The organism is Limosilactobacillus sp. (assembly GCF_041859915.1).
Classification (GTDB): domain Bacteria; phylum Bacillota; class Bacilli; order Lactobacillales; family Lactobacillaceae; genus Limosilactobacillus.
Genome location: NZ_JBFLGB010000012.1, coordinates 1 through 15,266, shown reverse-complemented (window position 1 = coordinate 15,266; position 15,266 = coordinate 1). Strand labels below are relative to the sequence as shown.

At 45.1% G+C, this 15,266-nt stretch carries 16 protein-coding genes; 6 read left to right on the top strand and 10 right to left on the bottom strand.

All coding sequences use genetic code 11. The features are described from left to right. Positions 1-2: 2 nt before the first annotated feature. The 4 genes from ACEYV4_RS03175 to acpS all read right to left on the bottom strand — a co-directional run bounded on the left by ACEYV4_RS03175 (position 3) and on the right by acpS (position 3,409). Positions 3-1,328: a cytosine permease gene (locus tag ACEYV4_RS03175; protein WP_373842006.1), complete on the bottom strand. Its 1,326-nt coding sequence runs from the start codon at positions 1,326-1,328 to the stop codon at positions 3-5. A 235-nt stretch (positions 1,329-1,563) separates the two neighbouring features. After that, positions 1,564-1,914 carry a type II toxin-antitoxin system PemK/MazF family toxin gene (locus tag ACEYV4_RS03170; protein ID WP_373841989.1) on the bottom strand — a complete coding sequence of 117 codons (351 nt, stop codon included), beginning with the start codon at positions 1,912-1,914 and terminating at the stop codon, positions 1,564-1,566. Between the two features lie 12 nt (positions 1,915-1,926). Next, positions 1,927-3,048: an alanine racemase gene (gene alr / locus ACEYV4_RS03165; RefSeq protein WP_373841988.1), complete on the bottom strand. Its 1,122-nt coding sequence runs from the start codon at positions 3,046-3,048 to the stop codon at positions 1,927-1,929. After that, complete coding sequence (acpS, locus tag ACEYV4_RS03160) at positions 3,041-3,409, bottom strand: holo-ACP synthase (RefSeq protein ID WP_373841987.1); 369 nt, start codon at positions 3,407-3,409, stop codon at positions 3,041-3,043. The genes alr and acpS overlap by 8 nt, the downstream gene beginning before the upstream one ends. 264 nt (positions 3,410-3,673) lie before the next feature. Between acpS and ACEYV4_RS03155 the strand changes: the two genes are divergently transcribed. Genes ACEYV4_RS03155 through dltD form a run of 5 tightly spaced genes read left to right on the top strand, consistent with a single transcriptional unit; the run spans position 3,674 to position 8,131 of the window. Beyond that, positions 3,674-3,814 carry a teichoic acid D-Ala incorporation-associated protein DltX gene (locus tag ACEYV4_RS03155; protein ID WP_373841986.1) on the top strand — a complete coding sequence of 47 codons (141 nt, stop codon included), beginning with the start codon at positions 3,674-3,676 and terminating at the stop codon, positions 3,812-3,814. Positions 3,815-3,832: 18 nt separating this feature from the next. Next, entirely contained in the window at positions 3,833-5,359 is a 1,527-nt protein-coding gene (gene dltA / locus ACEYV4_RS03150; protein ID WP_373841985.1) for a D-alanine--poly(phosphoribitol) ligase subunit DltA, read from the top strand. Continuing rightward, positions 5,359-6,579, top strand: coding sequence for a D-alanyl-lipoteichoic acid biosynthesis protein DltB (gene dltB / locus ACEYV4_RS03145; protein ID WP_373841984.1), 1,221 nt, complete (start codon positions 5,359-5,361; stop codon positions 6,577-6,579). Before dltA ends, dltB begins: the two co-directional genes overlap by 1 nt. Before the next feature lie 27 nt (positions 6,580-6,606). Beyond that, entirely contained in the window at positions 6,607-6,846 is a 240-nt protein-coding gene (dltC, locus tag ACEYV4_RS03140) for a D-alanine--poly(phosphoribitol) ligase subunit DltC (protein WP_373841983.1), read from the top strand. Further along, entirely contained in the window at positions 6,839-8,131 is a 1,293-nt protein-coding gene (dltD, locus tag ACEYV4_RS03135; protein WP_373841982.1) for a D-alanyl-lipoteichoic acid biosynthesis protein DltD, read from the top strand. The genes dltC and dltD overlap by 8 nt, the downstream gene beginning before the upstream one ends. Before the next feature lie 109 nt (positions 8,132-8,240). On the opposite strand, the gene ACEYV4_RS03130 is transcribed toward dltD, so the two are convergent. From ACEYV4_RS03130 to ACEYV4_RS03115, 4 genes are all read right to left on the bottom strand, one after another. Continuing rightward, the gene (locus ACEYV4_RS03130) at positions 8,241-9,743 is read right to left on the bottom strand and encodes a DEAD/DEAH box helicase (RefSeq protein WP_373841981.1); all 1,503 of its coding nucleotides are present in this window, start codon (positions 9,741-9,743) and stop codon (positions 8,241-8,243) included. A 70-nt stretch (positions 9,744-9,813) separates the two neighbouring features. Next, positions 9,814-11,190 carry a UDP-N-acetylmuramoyl-tripeptide--D-alanyl-D-alanine ligase gene (gene murF / locus ACEYV4_RS03125; RefSeq protein WP_373841980.1) on the bottom strand — a complete coding sequence of 459 codons (1,377 nt, stop codon included), beginning with the start codon at positions 11,188-11,190 and terminating at the stop codon, positions 9,814-9,816. A gap of 158 nt (positions 11,191-11,348) precedes the next feature. Beyond that, positions 11,349-12,245: a zinc metalloprotease HtpX gene (htpX, locus tag ACEYV4_RS03120; RefSeq protein WP_373841979.1), complete on the bottom strand. Its 897-nt coding sequence runs from the start codon at positions 12,243-12,245 to the stop codon at positions 11,349-11,351. 11 nt (positions 12,246-12,256) lie between these two features. After that, positions 12,257-12,817 (bottom strand): LemA family protein, encoded by a 561-nt coding sequence (locus ACEYV4_RS03115; RefSeq protein ID WP_373842005.1) that lies wholly within the window; start codon positions 12,815-12,817, stop codon positions 12,257-12,259. Between the two features lie 137 nt (positions 12,818-12,954). Here ACEYV4_RS03115 and ACEYV4_RS03110 point away from each other — a divergent pair, with 137 nt between their 5' ends. Continuing rightward, positions 12,955-13,422, top strand: a complete 468-nt coding sequence (locus ACEYV4_RS03110) for a low molecular weight protein-tyrosine-phosphatase (RefSeq protein WP_373841978.1) — start codon at positions 12,955-12,957, stop codon at positions 13,420-13,422. Positions 13,423-13,461: 39 nt separating this feature from the next. Here ACEYV4_RS03110 and ACEYV4_RS03105 read toward each other — a convergent pair whose 3' ends face one another. Beyond that, positions 13,462-14,169, bottom strand: coding sequence for a class A sortase (locus ACEYV4_RS03105; RefSeq protein ID WP_373841977.1), 708 nt, complete (start codon positions 14,167-14,169; stop codon positions 13,462-13,464). 69 nt (positions 14,170-14,238) lie between these two features. After that, the gene (locus tag ACEYV4_RS03100; protein ID WP_373841976.1) at positions 14,239-15,138 is read right to left on the bottom strand and encodes an alpha/beta hydrolase; all 900 of its coding nucleotides are present in this window, start codon (positions 15,136-15,138) and stop codon (positions 14,239-14,241) included. Positions 15,139-15,266 lie beyond the last annotated feature (128 nt).

Below are 15,266 nucleotides of genomic sequence, written 5' to 3'. Positions count from 1 at the left end.
TCTTAGGCTTCCTTTCGATCCGCAAGCTTCATTAAACCGTAGTAGAGCAATCCGCTTAACACCATGTCGATAAAGGTTGCTCCTATTGTGTTGGCAAATAACGGTAATTGGTGAACACCAACAAAGAAGGCAACCCCTACCACAAATGTTATCATCGCCATCCAATTAATACCACCGTTGTACCAATATTTACCATTAACCTTGCCTAACTCACTGATGTCATAATTCTGATGAGCACGGCAATAGAAATCGGTACAGATAATGGCGATTGTTGGGCCCAGAACCATGCCAACATAATCAAGGAAGGATTCGAACGTCGTCAAGAAACTGCCGACAAACATTGGAATAAAGGTCACAATCGTTGCCAGCAGGACCACAATCCAGAGTGAATATTTAAGACGCAGCTTGGTAAAGATGTTAGACAGCGCCGATCCTGCAGCCAGCAGATTCACCGCGTTTGCCGTCATCGAAGTTAAGATGATGACCAGCAAGGCTACAACACCCAGGCCCAACTTAGTGGCAATTGTTGATGGGTCAGAGTTATTGGCATCATAAACACCAGTTGAAACAGCAATACTAATGGTGGAAATTAAGCCAATAAAGGCAAACCAAACGACTCCCAACAAGGCACCAAAAAACGGGGTGTAGGTAGCATTGCGCCGATTGGCGGTAAATCGGGTAAAGTCGGCACCGGCAGTTACCCACGCCAGGTTAAAGGCTGCCACATAATCAATTGCCGCCCCAGTTGCCATCTTAGCGTGAGCCGGCACTTGCCATTGCACAATCTGGTTAAGCGAAACGGTTCGAAAGACGGCTACTGATTCCCAAATCACAAAGATAAAGACCAGGACAATTCCGATCCGCTCAATCATTTGGACCGACCGGGAACCACTAGAAACACTGATAATATGAAGGATACTCATAATTAAGATCCCAACAACCAGACCACGGTAACCACCATGGTGCCCCCAAACTGGCCAGCCAAGCAAATCATGGAAGAGCAAGCTGACCGACTGGGCGGCGATGAAGGTGTTGGCAGCCGTCCAGCCAATGAATTGGGTAATGTTGACTAACGATGGCAGGTAACTTCCCCGCTCCCCAAAAGAAGCCCGACTAATTCCCATTGTTGAAACACCGGTCTTGTAACCAATATAACCAATCAGGCTTAAGAAAACATAGGATAAGGCAGATGAAAGCACCAGGGCCTTCATCGCTAAGGCAAAGCCACAGGCAGCAAGGACACCACCGACAAACCACGTTCCGTTGTTGGCGTTAGCCCCGACCCAGGTAGCAAACATATCCCAACGAGTGGTCTTTCGTGCCTTCATCGGAATACTAAAAATACGTGCATGCTGTTGGTCTTTCAAATCGATTTTCCTCCTTATTTGAAAGCAAAAAGCCTTAGGGTCCAACTCGTCCCCTAAGGCTTTTCAAAAGTACACGCATGTGTGTAGTTCTTATTTCTATTCGAACGTCTTTTGCAGTCTCACGGGGCTACATTAAAGGACTCATTTCAATTGGCTTAATCATACAAGCTTTACCTATCCTTGTCAATCGCCGAAACTAAATTAATCCTAGGCTAATCGCCGCGGCCTGGTCAATCTGGCGCATTCTAGCAGGCTGAAGGGCCGTTAGCCGATTCTGAAGGCGGTGTTTATCAAGAGTTCGGACCTGTTCAAGAAGGGCGACTGAATCATGAGCTAACCCGGTTTCAGTTTTAGGTAGGAAAACATGGGTTGGCAAGGCAGACTTTTGCTGCTGAGTAGTAATAGCAGCAACAATTACAGTCGGGCTATGACGGTTACCACAATCATTTTGCAAAATAACTACTGGTCGCACACCTCCTTGTTCAGAGCCAGTAACTGGCGATAGGTTGGCGTAATAAATTTCACCCCGACGAACATGGTTAATCATCGAAAACTACTCCTAGTTTCGGTAGACACGGTGAACACGGTGACTGATTCCGGTTAAGATTTCGTAGTTAATCGTCCCGACCTTTTTAGCAAGATCGGTTGGCGTCAATTTCAATTGACCGGACTTCCCCATTAAAATTACCGGCGTGTCAACTGGATAATATTTCGGTAGCCGGATCATCATTTGGTCCATGCAAACCCGACCAGCAATGGGGCAAAATTGGCCATCAACTATAACCTTAAAGCCAGTCAGCGAACGCGAATACCCATCGGCATACCCGATCGGTAGTGTTGCCAGCCATTCATCATGTTTAGCAGTATAGGTGGCTCCGTAACTTACCGACTCACCAGCCTTCAGTTTTTTAACAAAGCAGATAGCTGTCTTTAGGGTCCCAATCGGTTGCAGGTCTAACGTTTCTTTGATTGCATCACCAGATGGGTTGTAACCATACATTGAGATCCCCATCCGAACTGTATTAGCCGTAATCTGCTTCCGGTGCCACATTCCGATCGCTGAATTAGCCATGTGCACGTATGGCGGTAATTGGTCAAGGCTATCAACAAACTTCTGCCAACGGTGGACCTGCTTATTGAAGTAGGTCGTATCAGTACTATCAGCAGTAGCTAAATGAGTAAACATCCCCTCAAACTTAAATTCGGGATACTTTAGCAGGTCAACCGCTTGCTTAAACTGATCAATATCAGTAAAGCCAATCCGGCCCATCCCGGTATCGACACCTAAATGGACCCGCAATGGTTCGGTCCAGTGATTAACCTGTGCTAAGCGATGATACTCCTGCAACCAATCCAGGGAACCAACCGTCAAAGATACACCCGCCGTGGCTGCAATGTGCGCATATTCAACCGGGGTAATACCTAATACCAGGGTCAAAGCGTCAATACCATTATCACGCAGTTCTAGGGCTTCTTCCAAAACAGCAACACAGGTTCCAGTAGCGCCGGCGGCCAAAGCGGCCTGAGCAACCGGAACGAGGCCATGACCATAAGCATTAGCCTTCACCACCGCTAAAATTTTACTGCCCGCAGGCAACGCAGCACGCTGAGCTTGAATATTATGCTTCAATGCTCCCAAATCAACGACATATTCCGTTTTCCGTAAACGACCACTAATCATTTTTATTCACACTTTCCAATATAATTTCCGTCATTACCAGAGTAGCGGTATGACTAACCGAGGCATGTACTATTCCATCAAATGGCGATTGGGTAACTACTGGAGCGCCTAGTCGATTATCGATAATTTCAATATCCCGGAAACCAACTTGAGCACCAATTCCCGTCCCCCAGGCCTTGCTGAAGGATTCCTTAAGCGACCACCGTCCCGCCAGGTATTCTGCAGCTCGTTGACCACTAAACCGATGATATTGGTTTAACTCTGCTGTAGTCAATAGCCGAGAAATAAAATGAGGATGTTCAGTTGCCAAGTTCTTAACCCGATCGATCTCTGTTAAATCAATTCCAATGCCCTTAATCATTTTGTCATTCCGCCTCCTTATACGAAACATAAGCATAGATCAAAATACATCGTTGACGCAATTTTTTCTATATAAATTTAACAGCTTTTTGTTTCATTAAGAGACAAAATGGCTATAATGAGTGCGTTAGCATTGTTTCCCCGATAATTGTGAAATTTTGGTAAAGTTTTTCAGACTTTTAATTGCTTTTTTAGGGAAAATGTTATTCTAACAGGCGATACCAGTAATTTTCTGGCGCTTTTTAAGAGAGGAGAGGATGAATGCATGACAAAATTAACACAGCAACATCCAGTGTTTAGCTTTGCCCTGAAAACAGTGTTTTACTTTGTCGTAATTCTCCTACTAATTTACTTGTATGGATACTTTGGTGCCGGTCAGGAACCGTTTATCTATAATGAATTCTAGTTTATATGGAGGAAAATTATGACCAAAAATATTGTGACATCGTTTGACGAGTGTGCAAATAAAAATGCCACCCGGGTTGCCTATGATGAGATGGGAACTACCACTACTTACGGTGAATTGCAAGCTGCCGCTAATACCCTAGCGGCCTGGTTAGCTAAGCAGAACTTGGCCACTCAAGAACCAGTGATGGTCTTTGGGGATCACCAAGTTCAAATGTTGGTCAGTTTTCTGGCTGCCCTTAAGACTAACCATCCTTATATTCCGGTTTCGACCGGTTCGGCCTTGCCTCGAATTCAGTCGATTCTTGACACCGCCAATCCGGGATTAATTATCGCAATCGATGATTTCCCGATGAGTAAAGTTAAGACAACCGCCGAGCTCATCTCAAGGGACCAGTTGACTAAGATCTTAGCTAAGCCACAATCGTTCACGCCTACCAAGATGGTCAGTGGTGATGACCTTGCCTACGTACTCTTTACTTCTGGAACTACCGGTTCACCAAAGGGTGTTGAGGTTAGCCATGATAACCTACGCACCTTTATTGATTGGATGCTGGGTGATGACTTCAAGCTCCCACACCATGTTAACTATCTTGGCCAGCCGCCGTATTCTTTTGACCTATCAAATATGTACTGGTGGCCAGCACTCTTAAGTGGAAGTACGATTAAAGCCGTCCCACATAGCGTTGTAGAAAACTTCGGGCAGCTCTTTACTGCCCTTCCCAAGTTTGATCTTAATGTCTTTGTTGGTACTCCTTCTCTTGCGGAAATGTTGATGCTGAGCCCCGCCTTCAATGAAAAACAAATGAGCGGGCTGAAATTCTTCTTGTTCTGCGGTGAAGAGTTAACGGTTAAGACCGCCCGCAACCTCCAACAGCGTTTTCCACACGCTAAGATCTTCAACACATACGGGCCAACTGAAACCACGGTGGCTATTTCCGGTGTCAAAATCACCCCAGAAATGGTTGCTAACGATGACCGGTTACCCGTTGGTTATACTAAACCAGGAATTCAACTCTCAATCTGGAATGGCCAGCAGGAAATTAAGGAACCAGGCAAGCAGGGTGAAATCATCATCTGCGGTGATAGTGTCGCCCAGGGTTACATGAACAACCCGACCAAGACTGCCAAGGCTTTCTTCACCTTAAATGGCCAACGAGCTTATCGGACCGGTGATGCTGGGATTCTTGATGCTGATGGTTTACTCCACCACAAAGGCCGAATGGATTTTCAAATTAAGTTACACGGCTTTCGAATCGAACTTGACGAGGTCCGGGCTAGTCTAGAAAAGAGTCCCCTCATTAAACAGGCTGTCGCCGTTCCAAAGTACAATCGTGATGGCAAGGTTACCCACTTAATCGCCGATGTGATTCCTAAACAACAACCAGATGATTCTAATGCATTGACTAAGCAGATTCGTGAAAGCTTGAAGGGTCTGATTATGCCGTACATGATGCCAACTCAATTCATTTACCGCGAGAGTTTTCCAATGTCGGCCAATGGTAAGATTGCTATCAAGCAACTGATTAGCGAGGCCAATAAGTAATGATCAATTGGATTGCTAGTCTACCGAATTTCAGTGCTTATGGCACGCCGGTCTACTTCTTTTACCTAATTTTAGCCATTCTGCCTCTTGGAATCGGTCTTTATTTTGGCAAACGACTTAGCTGGTATGAAGCACTGATTAGTTTCATTTTCATTTTTCTGATGTTTGATGGCTCCAGTTGGCAGCAGGGAATCTCTTTGATTGTTTACATCATCTGGGAAACTTGCTTGGTAATGTTTTATCATCATTACCGACAGCACAACAACGCTAGCGGAGTCTTTTACCTCCTTGTCGCGTTATCAATTGCGCCCCTGGTAATCGTTAAATTGACTCCCGCAATGGTTGGCCACAATTCATTGTTAGGCTTCTTAGGGATTTCTTACCTGACCTTTCGGGCTGCGGGAACCATCATCGAAACTCGTGATGGAATGGTGAAGGACATCTCAGCATGGAAGTTCATCCGTTTCATGGTTTTCATGCCGACCCTGACGTCCGGGCCAATTGACCGCTACCGTCGTTTTTCTAAGGATTATGCCAAAACACCGAGCCGAGCGGACTACTTGAACCTCGTCAACAAGGGAATCTTTTACCTCTTCCTAGGCTTCTTGTACAAGTTCGTGATCGGCTACTTCTTTGGCCAACGAATCTATCCGATGTTTGAAAAAATGGCACTGGCCCAACCATCAATGCTTTCTTGGAGCATGCTTGGGGTAATGTACTCATACGGGTTCTACCTCTTCTTCGACTTTGCTGGTTACTCACTCTTCGCGGTCGCCATCTCATACTTTATGGGTGTCCGAACGCCAATGAACTTCAAGCAACCGTTTAAGTCTAAGAACATTAAGGATTTCTGGAATCGCTGGCATATCAGTCTGTCCTTCTGGTTCCGTGACTACATCTTCATGCGGTTCGTCTTCATGGCTACCAAGAAGCACTGGTTCAAGAACCGGAATGCTCTTTCATCAACAGCCTACATGCTAAACATGGTCTTGATGGGCTTTTGGCACGGGATTACCTGGTACTACATTCTCTATGGGTTTATTCACGGATTGGCCCTAGTCACCGATGACTGGTGGCTCCGCTACAAGCGCAAGCATCTCAAGCGTCTTCCCCATAATAAGCTCACCACGGGAATTGCCATTTTCATCACCTTTAACTTTGTTATGTTTACATTTTTAATTTTCAGTGGTTTTTTAAACACCTATCTTTTAAGCAAATAACTGAAAATAAATTAGGAGGAATTTATTATGCAAGAAAAGATTATTAACATTTTAGCTGACGCAACTGGCCGTGACGCCTCAGACTTTAGTGACGCAAGCCAAGATCTGTTTGCTTCTGGCCTATTGGATTCCATGGCCACCGTTTCTCTGCTCCTTGGTTTACAAGACGCCTTTGGTATTCAAGTACCAGTTTCTGAATTCGACCGTAGTCAATGGAACACGGTTGAAAAGATTGAACAACGGGTAAAGGAGTTACAAAATGCATAACAGCAAGCGGCTGTGGTCAATCTTTGGCCCAGTAATTCTTGCTTTTGTCCTGATCTTAATTCTCTTCTCCCTACCGATTAGTGGAAACCATTCAACTACCACAGAAAAGCGGGCCGCGGTTTCACTGAGCCCCGTTGTTTTCAAAAACCAATCTTTGAAAAAGCAGGCTTTAAACGACAAGCGGGTTAACTTTGTTCCCTTCTTTGGCTCAAGTGAACTCCGCCGGATGGATCGCTTCCACCCATCGGTAATGGCTGCACGTTATCATAACTACACACCATTTCTCTTTGGTTCGCGGGGAACCCAGTCCTTGCCACAATTCTTCAACATCAATTCAATGGAGAATTCAATGACAGACCAAAAGGCTGTTTATATCATTTCGCCACAATGGTTTACCAAACAGGGAATTATGGCACCAGCCTTTAAGTACTATAACGGTTCTTATGCTAACTTGACTTGGCTCCGTCACGCTAATCCTAAGTCACCATATGACCGTTACGTAGCTAAGCGTTTGCTAAGCTTGATTGGTAGTGATGGAACCGTCGGCGCTGGGGCTCGTAAAATTGCCGCTGGTCAACCGTTGAGTTCTTGGGATCGAACGGTGATCAATACCCGAATCAACCTCTTAGCCCATGAGGATGCTCTCTTCTCTGAGTTCCAGATCAACAGGAATTACGAAAAGCATATTTTGCCAAATATTAACCACCTACCGAAGAAGTATGACTATCAAAAGTTGTATACTCAAGCCGAACAAATTGGTAAGGCTGATTCCAATAATAATCGTTTCCATATTCGAAACGCCTTCTATAACCGGCAAGTTAAGCCACAAATAGGAAAATTGGCTGGTTCTCAGGCTAAGTTCTCTTACACCGCTTCACCAGAATATGGTGACCTTCAGGTGGTCCTGAACCAGTTTAAGAATACTAATTCGAACGTCCTCTTTGTTATTCCTCCGGTCAATGCTAAATGGGAAAAGTTCACTGGCTTAAACATGAAAATGTACTATCGAACCGTCGCTAAGATTAAGTTCCAGCTACATGAACAAGGTTTTAACCACGTTCTGGACCTCTCACACGATGGTGATAAACCAGCCTTCATGGAAGATACCATCCATATTGGTTGGGCCGGTTGGGTTAAATTTGACCGGGCAACTAATCAATTCATCTCGACAAAGCAAGCTCAACCACGCTACCGGATGAATGACCAGTTCTTATCCAAACAATGGATGAACCTCAACCCAACATCAAGGAATCTGCAAAACTTTAAGGATCAAAAACTACATTAGTTTACCTAGTGCTCACGATGAGATTAATCACCGTGAGCACTTTTTAATTTAAACAAAAAGCAGTATTTGCCTGAGTTGTGGCAAATACTGCAAATTTATTTTAAAGTGACTAGTCTTCTTTCCGGTGTCGAATGTTGAAGGCGTGACGACTAGAATGGCTATTACCGTGATTATCTGAACGATGACCATTATTGGCATGGTAACCGTGACGACGACGGCCATGATTATCATGACGACGATAATGGTTATGACCGTCGTGATAATTGCCTCGACGATGATGACGATTACGACGTGGCAATGGTCGTTCCGGCGTAATCTTGACCGGTACTTCACTGGCGGCTTCCTTAGTCATATTGTTTAATAAGGCGGCCACCAGGTCAACCGCATTGTGCGTTTCGAGCAGTTTAGCAGCAGCGTCCTTATAACGATCGGTCGAATTCTGAGCAACCAAGTCATCAATATCATTGAAGGCCGTCGCCACCTGACCCTTAAAGGCTTCCTCAGCCGTTGGCGGCTTCAGTGGTAGCATCCGTACCCGGGTCAACTTTTCAATTTCGTGTAAGTAATCCATTTCGTTCGGAGTGACAAAGGTTAATGACACACCGTGGTGTCCAGCACGTCCCGTCCGGCCAATGCGGTGGACGTAGGAATCTGGATCCGATGGAATATCGTAGTTATAAACGTGAGTTACCCCGGAAATGTCGAGTCCCCGAGCAGCTACATCGGTTGCCACCAGAATATCAAGTTGACCGTTCTTGAACCGGCGCATGACCTTGGTCCGTTGTTCCTGGCTGAGATCACCATGAATGCCAGCCGCATTGTAACCACGGGCAACTAGCCCTTTGGACAATTCATCAACCCGTCGCTTGGTCCGACCAAAGACAATCGTCAGAGCAGGGTCCTGCACATCAATCAGTCGAGTCATAATGTCGAACTTTTCATAGTCCTTCGCCCGAACATAGTACTGGTCAACAAGATCAGTGGTCAGTTCCTTGGCCTTAATTCGCACCATCTTCGGGTTGGTCATGAATCGAACCCCAATCTTTTTGATCTCTGGTGGCATCGTGGCAGAGAAAAGCAATGTCTGCCGATCCTTGGGCGTTTGATTGACAATGGCTTCGATATCCTCCAGAAAGCCCATATTCAACATATCATCGGCTTCATCGAGTACCAGGGTTTTGATATTTGCTAACTTAACCGTGTGTCGACGCAAGTGATCACGCAACCGACCCGGGGTCCCGACTAAAATCTGAGGATGCTGTTTCAAGTTCCTAATTTGACGGCGAATATCGGCCCCACCATAAACTACCTGGACCCGAACGCGTTTATCACGACCAAGGCGGTATAGTTCTTCCTGGGTCTGGATGGCCAGCTCACGAGTTGGCGAAATCACAACCGCCTGAATGTCAGGATCTTTGGTATCAACGTGTTCAATAATTGGTAAACCGAACGCAGCAGTTTTCCCGGTCCCGGTCTGAGCCTGGCCAATTACGTCTTGACCCTTTAAGACCATCGGGATCGTCTGTTCCTGGATAGGCGTGGCCTCTTCATAGCCGCTCCGCTTGATGGCCTTTAACAGGCTTGTAGATAAGCCTAATTCATTAAATTTCAAAAATTTTTCCTCCTAAAACATGCGCGGGACTGCAACCAATGTCACAGCCCCCGCGCTCCATAAGTCATAATTACTTTTTAATTGCATCCAGTACCCGTTCAAGGTGAATCCCATGACTAGCTTTTAACAAAACTAGGTCTTCACCTCGTAACGTTGCCTGCAGGTCACTAGCTAGTTGGTCTAACTGGTCAGCCGAGTAATAATAAATAGCGGCAGCCGGATAACCGTTCGCAATCAATCGCTTCTTTAACGCTGCCATTTGCTCACCGATTAGGTAAACCGCCTGAATCTTTGCTGGGTCAATTTGACTAGCTAAACTGGCATGCAGTTTGGGTGCTGCCTTCCCCAGCTCCAGCATATCACCCAAAACGGCAATTCGGCGACCAGTAGTTGGCATGGTAGAAATTGTCTTTAAAACTTGCTTAGCGGCTGTCGGGTTAGAATTATAAACATCACTTAGAATTTGTTCACCATTCTTACCAGCTACCCATTCAGCCCGGTTAGCCGTTAGTTCGACGTTTGCTAGGGCGGATTGCATGTGATCCGGAGTAATATGCAATAACTGCCCTACCGCCATTGCAGCTAATGCGTTATTGACGTTATATTCACCAACCATTGGAATGGTAAATTGCTTATCTGGCCACTCATTAACCTGAAATTCAATTGACCGCTCACCGGTTTGGACACTAGTAGCATAAAGATCATCATCCAGGTGACGGCCAAAGCGAACAACCCGTTGATTAATCTTGGCTACCCGTTCATTCAGTAATGGCTCATCTCCGTTATAAACTAGGGTGCCATCATCACTTAGCCCGTGAGTAATTTCCATCTTAGCATCGGCAATCCGATCCCGAGTACCAAAGAATTCGATATGAGCCTCCCCAATCATCGTAATAACTGCAATCTCTGGCGAAGCTAACTTGCTCAGAAAGTCTAACTGTCCAAAACGGTCCATTCCCATTTCAACAACAACCGCTTCCGTATTAGCCTCCATATTAAGCAAGGTAACCGGTACACCAATCTCATTGTTAAAGTTAGCATGGGTCTTTGTTACGTTCAATTGTGTGCTCAAGATTGAGGCAATCATATCCTTAGTCGTCGTCTTACCATTACTCCCCGTAACGGCAACTACAATTGGATTAATTTTATGTAGGTAATACTTGCTTAACTTCTGTAAAGCCTTTAACGGATCATCAACCACTAGCAAAGGATGTTCGTGATCAACAATTTCGTGGTCGCTGGCCCACAATGCTGCCCCAGCTCCATTAGCAAAAGCACTGGGTACAAACCGGTGACCATCTTGACTACCCTGAAGTGGCACAAACAATGCGCCAGGTTCCAAATGACGACTGTCAAAAGAAACGCTCGTCAATTCAACGTCTTGCCACTGTTCAATATCGTTTTGCGCGTTAATTGCCTTCGCAATTTCCGCCAATTTCATTTTCATGAAAAGCTACCTCTTCTTTTGATACTTTGGTCTAGCTTATTAATTATAGCATTCTCTAAAACCAAAGGCGATGAAAAGGGCAATGTGTCATCAAAATGAAACACGAATACGTAAAAAATGCCATCCATCGATTCGATGAATGACATTTTTAACCTTAGTTACATTTCTTCCAATCGCTTGATCCGGTCATCTAAAGGTGGGTGCGTGTCAAACAGGTGGGCAAAGCGGCGGTGTTTAGCATTTAGCGCTGGATCACTAATGTAAAGGCCAGCGCTATTGGGATCGGCCGCTTTCATCGGCTGAGCCCCCTTCAATTTTTCTAACGCCGAAATCAAGCCATGGGGGTTGCGGGTTAATTCGACTGAACCAGCATCTGCCAGATATTCACGATTCCGTGACAAAGCCATTTGGGCAATCGTTGCCGCCAGGGGAGCCAGAATAACCAAGAGGATAGAACCAAAGATTGCTAAAACACCACCGGCGCTATCGTCATCATCATCCCGACTACCACCACCGAACCACCAAAAATTACCGGCAAAGTTAACCAGGGCTGAAATAGCAGCCGATAAAGCTAGTGCAATGGTTTGCAGTCGAATATCATAGTTACGAACGTGACTCATCTCGTGGCCCATCACTCCCTCAAGTTCTTCCCGGTTCATGATTTGCAAGAGACCGGTCGTGGCGGCCACGGCGGCATGCTCAGGATTATTGCCGGTTGCAAAGGCATTCGGACTAGGATCATTAACGATGAATACCCGGGGCATCGGCACCTGGGCCACCATCGCCATATCCTCGACAACGTGCCAAAGCTCCGGTGCTTCTGCTGCCGAATGAATTTCGCGGGCATTGTTCATATTCATAACGACATCCGTCGATTGGCCAATCATCACTGACATATAAATCACCGCAACGACTCCAGCAATAATAATTCCTGAAACGGCCGAACGAGCAAAGAGATAACCAAGGGCCGCCCCAATCAAGGCAACCAGCAAGAAGAAACCGGTCATCACTAGGATCGTCTTGCGCTTATTACGGGCAATTTGTTGGTATAGCATCATTGACCACCCTAATTGTCAAAAGAAACCTTTGGTACTGCCTTAGCTTCCTTTGGTACTGCCAAGTAGTCCATTGCCGTAAAGTGATGAAGCTTAGCCACAATGTTGCTCGGGAACGTTTGAATTCTCGCGTTCAAGGCCGCCACCGTACTGTTGTAAAGCTGACGAGAATAAGCAATCTTGTTTTCAGTATTAGACAATTCTTCCATCAGATTTTGATATTCAGTGCTGGCCTTTAAATCCGGATAATTCTCGGCAACCGCAAATAAAGTCCGCAGCGTTCCAGACAGTTCGTTAGAAACCGCCATTTTCTTTGCCCGATCATTATCTGGTACGTTATTCAAGGCAGTTCGGAGTTGGGTAACCTTCTCCAGCGTTGAAGCCTCATACTTACTGTAACCCTTTACCGTAGAAACCAGGTTAGGAATCAAATCATTCCTTCGTTGAAGTTGAACATCAATCTGGCTCCATGATTCTTGAGCATGAACTCGCAGTTGAACTAGTCCATTATAAAGGGCCACATAGATGGCTACTAATACGGCCAGGATAACAATCACAATAATCCAGGTCATCATTACGACTTCCTCCTTTTTCGTTACTGGTCCTATTTTAACAAACCGTCCCTACCATGAAAACTGAATCGTCTCTGTCTTAGTAAAAGCTTACTAATTTTATGCTAGAATTGAAGTTGAAAAGTGAGGTGTTAAATGTGAACGTCTTATTTGTTTGTCTCGGTAATATTTGTCGATCACCAATGGCTGAAGCACTATTTCGTAAGTTGGTTAATGATGCTGGGCTTAGTGGACAGATTAACATTGATTCTGCCGGACTTAATTATGAAGAAATCGGCAACGGTCCCCACCCAGGTGCTGCAAAGGTAATGCATGAACACGGTCTATCAACTGACGGCTTGGTTGCTCGTCACATCACAGATCACGACTTTAAGTGGGCTGATTATATCATCTGCATGGATCAAATGAACTTAAATGAGCTTCGGCAATTGGCACCGGCAAAAGACGTGGCTAAAGTCCACCTAGCTAATGAACCAGTCCCCGGTAAGAAAAATCAAGAAATTCCGGATCCTTGGTACACCCATCGCTTCGAAGATACCTACCAAAGTTTAGCCGTTGCTCTTCCCTATTGGCTTAATATTATCAAGGGACAACTCAAAAGATAACAAAAATCCACCAGCAAATGTTGGTGGATTTTTTAGTATTTATGAAGCTCTGCCGGTCGTGTATTTATCACTAAAGTTCTTTTGAACCTGCTGAGGGGCCTGCTTGAATGGTTCCGTCTTGATGTAATGGCCACGAATCAATAACCGCCGTGCACCGGTAGCATCACAGGTAATCAGGGTAATAATCTTCTGTTTAGTATTATTAGTTACCTGCACATCGGTAGCGGCAATGTACTTGCGTTGATAAATCTTGTATTCATAAACTTTCTTCAGGTCAGTAATGTAAATCATCTGCCCGACCTTCGCATGGTAGTACAAAGGTGAGAACAAGATTTTGCTACCGTTAGCCATGTTATGACCAGCCAAAGCATAATTACCCTGGCCCATTTTCATATCAGGACGCATCGTTCCTGCTGCTAAGGCTAGGGTTGTATTGTTAACTCCATTGGCAATGGGGATTGTCATCTTAATGTCAGGCACGGTGATCTCACCGATGATATTAATCGGCTGCTTCTTCGCCCGGGCCTTAGCAACCGTTTGAAAGTTCAAGTCCTTAACATCACTGAAGTTATAGGTTGCTTTCTTTCGGGCATCCCGTTTGATTGTTTGGCGAGTAACTTGCGGCCGATAAGTGCTAACCAGGTGTTCCTTGATTTGTTGATTAAAAATCAAGCAAACGGAAACAATAAGAAGGATTACTACTACCGTCCACCGAAGCCACTCGCGCGAATGTTGTTGCTTTTTCATCTTAATTATCTCCCTAAAACCACTAATTGCTACTTAGTATACTCGTTTCAAGCTCAAAACGATAGTTCGCTAAGGCTGACTATCAACTTCATTCAAGCCATTACCATCTTTCCCCAGCTGGGAAGTAGGTGTATCCAATAGGTAGTGTTCAATTAAGTTGACGATCTGTTTATTTTGCGGCAGATCCGAATGTTGGGCGCTATTACCCGTCACCGTCATTAAAGTATAGTGAGCCACTCGCTTTTGGTAAATATATTTACCAGCTTCGACACTTTGCTCTGGAACCAGGCCATCTGAATCATAATCTTCCGTACCAGCAACCGAATAGACACTCAGGCTTCGCGGGATATGCCTGCGTCCCCGAACAAGGTCGTTAAACATCTGGGTGGGATGATTAATAGACTTTTCAGCAAAATTATACGGAGTGCCAAGCGTCATTAAACGTTTGATTTGAATCTCATCGGCATAATCATGGTAATAGAGTTCCAGCCAACGTGTCCAGATCAGGCCGCCATTAGAATGCCCAAAGGCTTTAAAGTTATTAAAGTTATACCGACTACTAATTTCCGCAAAGGCCCGGTTAAACATCCGGGTCTGTTTCTTAATGTTTTGGTAACCATCATGGTTGTTTTCAAAGCCGACCACGATAATTGGTTCATTATCGCCCCGACTAATCCATCCCGATGACTTAATTTGGCCATTGTTTTCTACCTCCAATTTCAAGAGGCTGTGCTTATGGTCGGTCTGCTTGTTTAGTAGGTCTACTAACTGGTTAAAGCGGTTATTAGTGGCTGAACTGCCAGGAATCATGATGACTGGTGACATTCGCGAATTGTGCTGGGCCGCTAAATCAGCATTAGTATTCTTCATCCATAAATAAGTTGGGAGGGCCAAGACCACGATCATTAATACTAGGGCCAGCAAAATCCGTCGACTATGATGAGAAATCATCCAGTTGTTTTTAGGCATGATGATCACCCTCTCCTATTTTTAGGGTTGACTTAGCTTCTATTAAAAAACTAAGTCGAACAAAGGGAATATAGGCCAAGATGTCTATCAACAAAAGGACAATCGTAAAGAGTAGGGTCGACCAATTA

Excerpts from the sequence above, each read along its gene's own strand:
- ACEYV4_RS03175 (WP_373842006.1), bottom strand. The coding sequence starts at position 1,328 with ATGAAGGCACGAAAGACCACTCGTTGGGATATGTTTGCTACCTGGGTC.
- ACEYV4_RS03170 (WP_373841989.1), bottom strand. The coding sequence starts at position 1,914 with ATGATTAACCATGTTCGTCGGGGTGAAATTTATTACGCCAACCTATCG.
- alr (WP_373841988.1), bottom strand. The coding sequence starts at position 3,048 with ATGATTAGTGGTCGTTTACGGAAAACGGAATATGTCGTTGATTTGGGA.
- acpS (WP_373841987.1), bottom strand. The coding sequence starts at position 3,409 with ATGATTAAGGGCATTGGAATTGATTTAACAGAGATCGATCGGGTTAAG.
- ACEYV4_RS03155 (WP_373841986.1), top strand. The coding sequence starts at position 3,674 with ATGACAAAATTAACACAGCAACATCCAGTGTTTAGCTTTGCCCTGAAA.
- dltA (WP_373841985.1), top strand. The coding sequence starts at position 3,833 with ATGACCAAAAATATTGTGACATCGTTTGACGAGTGTGCAAATAAAAAT.
- dltB (WP_373841984.1), top strand. The coding sequence starts at position 5,359 with ATGATCAATTGGATTGCTAGTCTACCGAATTTCAGTGCTTATGGCACG.
- dltC (WP_373841983.1), top strand. The coding sequence starts at position 6,607 with ATGCAAGAAAAGATTATTAACATTTTAGCTGACGCAACTGGCCGTGAC.
- dltD (WP_373841982.1), top strand. The coding sequence starts at position 6,839 with ATGCATAACAGCAAGCGGCTGTGGTCAATCTTTGGCCCAGTAATTCTT.
- murF (WP_373841980.1), bottom strand. The coding sequence starts at position 11,190 with ATGAAAATGAAATTGGCGGAAATTGCGAAGGCAATTAACGCGCAAAAC.
- htpX (WP_373841979.1), bottom strand. The coding sequence starts at position 12,245 with ATGCTATACCAACAAATTGCCCGTAATAAGCGCAAGACGATCCTAGTG.
- ACEYV4_RS03115 (WP_373842005.1), bottom strand. The coding sequence starts at position 12,817 with ATGACCTGGATTATTGTGATTGTTATCCTGGCCGTATTAGTAGCCATC.
- ACEYV4_RS03105 (WP_373841977.1), bottom strand. The coding sequence starts at position 14,169 with ATGAAAAAGCAACAACATTCGCGCGAGTGGCTTCGGTGGACGGTAGTA.
- ACEYV4_RS03100 (WP_373841976.1), bottom strand. The coding sequence starts at position 15,138 with ATGCCTAAAAACAACTGGATGATTTCTCATCATAGTCGACGGATTTTG.